3 protein-coding genes and 2 pseudogenes are annotated in these 3,108 nt (G+C 32.9%); all 5 read left to right on the top strand.

What is annotated here, in order from left to right:
• Positions 1–1,032, top strand: a pseudogene (locus tag HMPREF2701_RS00365) (ATP-binding protein); the annotation flags it as partial.
• Positions 1,022–1,648 (top strand): hypothetical protein, encoded by a 627-nt coding sequence (locus HMPREF2701_RS00360; RefSeq protein WP_070481760.1) that lies wholly within the window; start codon positions 1,022–1,024, stop codon positions 1,646–1,648. The pseudogene HMPREF2701_RS00365 and the gene HMPREF2701_RS00360, both read left to right, overlap by 11 nt.
• 39 nt (positions 1,649–1,687) lie before the next feature.
• Positions 1,688–2,347: a polymorphic toxin type 44 domain-containing protein gene (locus HMPREF2701_RS00355; RefSeq protein ID WP_061590550.1), complete on the top strand. Its 660-nt coding sequence runs from the start codon at positions 1,688–1,690 to the stop codon at positions 2,345–2,347.
• Positions 2,344–2,850, top strand: a complete 507-nt coding sequence (locus HMPREF2701_RS00350) for a hypothetical protein (protein ID WP_042750704.1) — start codon at positions 2,344–2,346, stop codon at positions 2,848–2,850. Before HMPREF2701_RS00355 ends, HMPREF2701_RS00350 begins: the two co-directional genes overlap by 4 nt.
• A gap of 111 nt (positions 2,851–2,961) precedes the next feature.
• Positions 2,962–3,108: pseudogene (locus HMPREF2701_RS11360) on the top strand (virulence protein); the annotation flags it as partial.

Raw genomic sequence — 3,108 nt, 5'->3', positions numbered from 1 at the left:
GCGGACGGTCTGGACATGAGCTGGGTACAGAAGATGAAGGATGTGAAGATTGAAAATCAAAAAATTGAGCCATCCATACCAATAAGTAAAAAACAAAAATCTATTCAGACACTCCAACAGCAATATGGATTTAGTCAAACTGAATCAGAAATATTACTGAAATTATATGTTAGTATGGAAAAGAAATATGGGACTAAGAAAGCAAATGTAGAATTCTTTAAGATAGTTGCTTCATACTCTTATGGTGATAAATCTTATGGTGCTTGGCAAATTGTCGCTGGACTATATAGTCCAAATGGGGTGAATGGTATAATAGTTGGCATAAATGACAAACTGAAATACATACTGAAAAAATATGGATTAGAAGATTATGAGATTGATACGATTCAGAAAGCTATCCAGAATCAGCATAATTTTACGAGATTGGAAAAGATTGAAGAGGGGGATACAAATGATGAGATAAAAGGGAAACTGAATTTGGCTTCTGAGAAAGCATATGGTCAAGGAAATTATAATAAATTAGACGAGAAGCAGAAAGCAAGAGTAAGGGAATTGCTATCTCAATTTGGAGGGACAATAGATTATTCTCATATGGCTGCCACAATTTCTGCACATTATACAGATAATCATGGAATAGAAAATGAGGATGATTTAGCAGGTTGGCAAGGAGATGTAGTTGGTGCTATGGGAATTTCTCCTAGTCTTGGCAATGATGATTATCGTTCAGATTTAGATGCTGTTAATATTTACCACGAAATAAAGAACGGAGATAGTGTAGTTGATGTTACAAACTCATACTACGATAATGTTGAAAAAACATCTGGCTATAGAGCTTATGAATTTGTTCAAAATATTGGAGAAGGGGATTATACGAAAGGAATGAAGAAATTAGAAGAAACTTATAAATTATATATCTCTTCTCATTCTAGTGAACAATTAATAACTTTTGAAAAATTTATGAATGCTATCCAACATTTCCAAAAAGATTTAGATAAACCCAATCCTTCCATCGGAGAGCAAAATGTTAAATAAAATGAAAAACTATTATAAAAACAAACCAACTCAAGCTGTCTTAATGCTCGTAGTTCTTATTTGGTCAGTATATGAGATTGGTGCGACCAGTTTGGCAAGTAACTCAGCATTAACTAAGGAATTCATGCATAGTCGGTATGTTATGGTTTGGCCAATGGTAGATAAGAAAATGAAATTATACCACTATAAAGAGGAGTGGACGACCCCTTCCTTAGACGGGTTAATGCATTTAGATTATAAAAATATTAAAATTACGGGGTATCCTTGTAAATATGGTCAACAAGTCTTCGCTGAATATAATCAAACTCCTAATAATTACGATATTTCATTTCCTTTAGAAGGAACACTGTCTGAAGCGTATTTTTCAACTTTGGATGCTAAATATTATCTGATATCAGAAAATGCTACTATTGTAGAGAAAAAGCTAGGTAAGAATATTGAGGATTTAATTCAGGAAATAGAATTAGTAAGAGAAGAGTTTAGCTCAGTTCTTACTAGGATGAAAATCCTTCGTTTGGTCTATTTGATTCTTCGTATGATAGTATTGTTGCAGTGTATCAGGTGGTCGGGTCAGCGTAGAAAAAGGAAAGAGAACGAAATTTTGCAGAATAGATAGATCTCCAGAAAGGTATGACGACTATAAGGAGAGTTATAAATGAACTTGAAGAGAAAATCAAATTGGAATTTAGGTTGTAGTTTAACACTTGTTGTAGGTTTGGCGGCTATTTTTTTCTTTAATCTATGGGCACAAAATCTTGGTAAGTATACTCTGCAACCAGGTCAAAGTGTTGAATTAAAAAAATCAGGGATAGATATAAAGGAAGTATCTAATAATCTAGCTAATGATATTTTATCTATTCATGAAGGAGACATGAAACAAAGAAACTATCTAATTAACGAAGGTAGAAAAGTATGGAAAAGTCCTGGAGATGATATAATGATAAATTCAGCAGATTTGACACAGGTTAGTATTGACCTTACTGATTTTGTAAATTTGGTAAATACTGGAAAACCTTTAGACTTAAAGAGTAGAAATTATAATGATGAACTTGAATTTTCACTTTGGTCACGTAAGTGGGAAGGTAACTTAAGAGATGATTATTTAGGGAACTATCTTTTTGGATATGTAGCAAAAGGATATTTAGGAATGGAAGATGAGCAGATCAAAAATTATGCAGGTTTAGCTCAATTGGCTTCAGATAAAGATGGTGTTAAATTTTTCAAAAATAAATCAAATGGGAATTTTGGTGATAATGAAGGAGACGCTTCTGCAATCCAAGATGGTATAGATTCATACGAGGAGAATAATAAGTGATTAACAAGAGAAAACAACTTAATAAATGGAATCTAGGATGTTCAGGAGCGGTTGTTGTTGTAACAATAATATTTATATGTTGTATTTATTTGTACTTCAAAAATGCGAGTTATACCTTGAAACCAGGTGATTCTATAGTTTTAAAAGTTCCGACATCAAAACAAAAAGAATTCTCCCCCAAATTATATATATCTAAGATTTCTGGTGGGGAATTAGAATTATCTGGGAAAACCTCATGGTGGCAGAAGGGAGAAGGAAGCCTTTTAGGGACTAACTATGATGTTTTGAAGCAAGAAATTAGCGAAATCTACTCATCGTCAAGTAATATCCCAACAAAAATAAAAGAAAACGATACAAATAATAGTATATATTTATCAGAAAAAGGTGTAGTTCTTCAATCTAAAGAATCTTGGGAATTTGAGATTCCAAACTCAAAACAAATAAAAATAACGAATATTTCAGACAGAGACATTAGATTTGAAGCGCAGGTGACAGGTGAATAGCGGAAACTAGAAAAGTAAAATGAAGAAAAAATGATTATTTTTTTACTTTGATATCTTTATTCTTGTCTTCCTTTCTTTGTAAGACTTAAGTTACCAATTTTACACTACCTTAGCGATGGCAACTACTATGCGGACGGTCTGGACATGAGCTGGGTACAGAAAATGAAGGATGTGAAGATTGTTTCGCATGCCAAAAGAGATTTTCAAGACTCAGAAACTCGTGCCATCAATAAAGCTTCTAGGGATATGATGCTATCG

The organism is Streptococcus sp. HMSC077D04 (assembly GCF_001808785.1).
In the GTDB taxonomy this organism is placed as follows: domain Bacteria; phylum Bacillota; class Bacilli; order Lactobacillales; family Streptococcaceae; genus Streptococcus; species Streptococcus mitis_BX.
The sequence above is the reverse complement of the archived record's forward strand: the minus strand, read 5'-3'. Positions and strand labels throughout refer to the sequence as shown.

Coding starts and splice junctions, on each gene's coding strand:
- HMPREF2701_RS00360 (WP_070481760.1), top strand. CDS start 1,022: ATGTTAAATAAAATGAAAAACTATTATAAAAACAAACCAACTCAAGCT.
- HMPREF2701_RS00355 (WP_061590550.1), top strand. CDS start 1,688: ATGAACTTGAAGAGAAAATCAAATTGGAATTTAGGTTGTAGTTTAACA.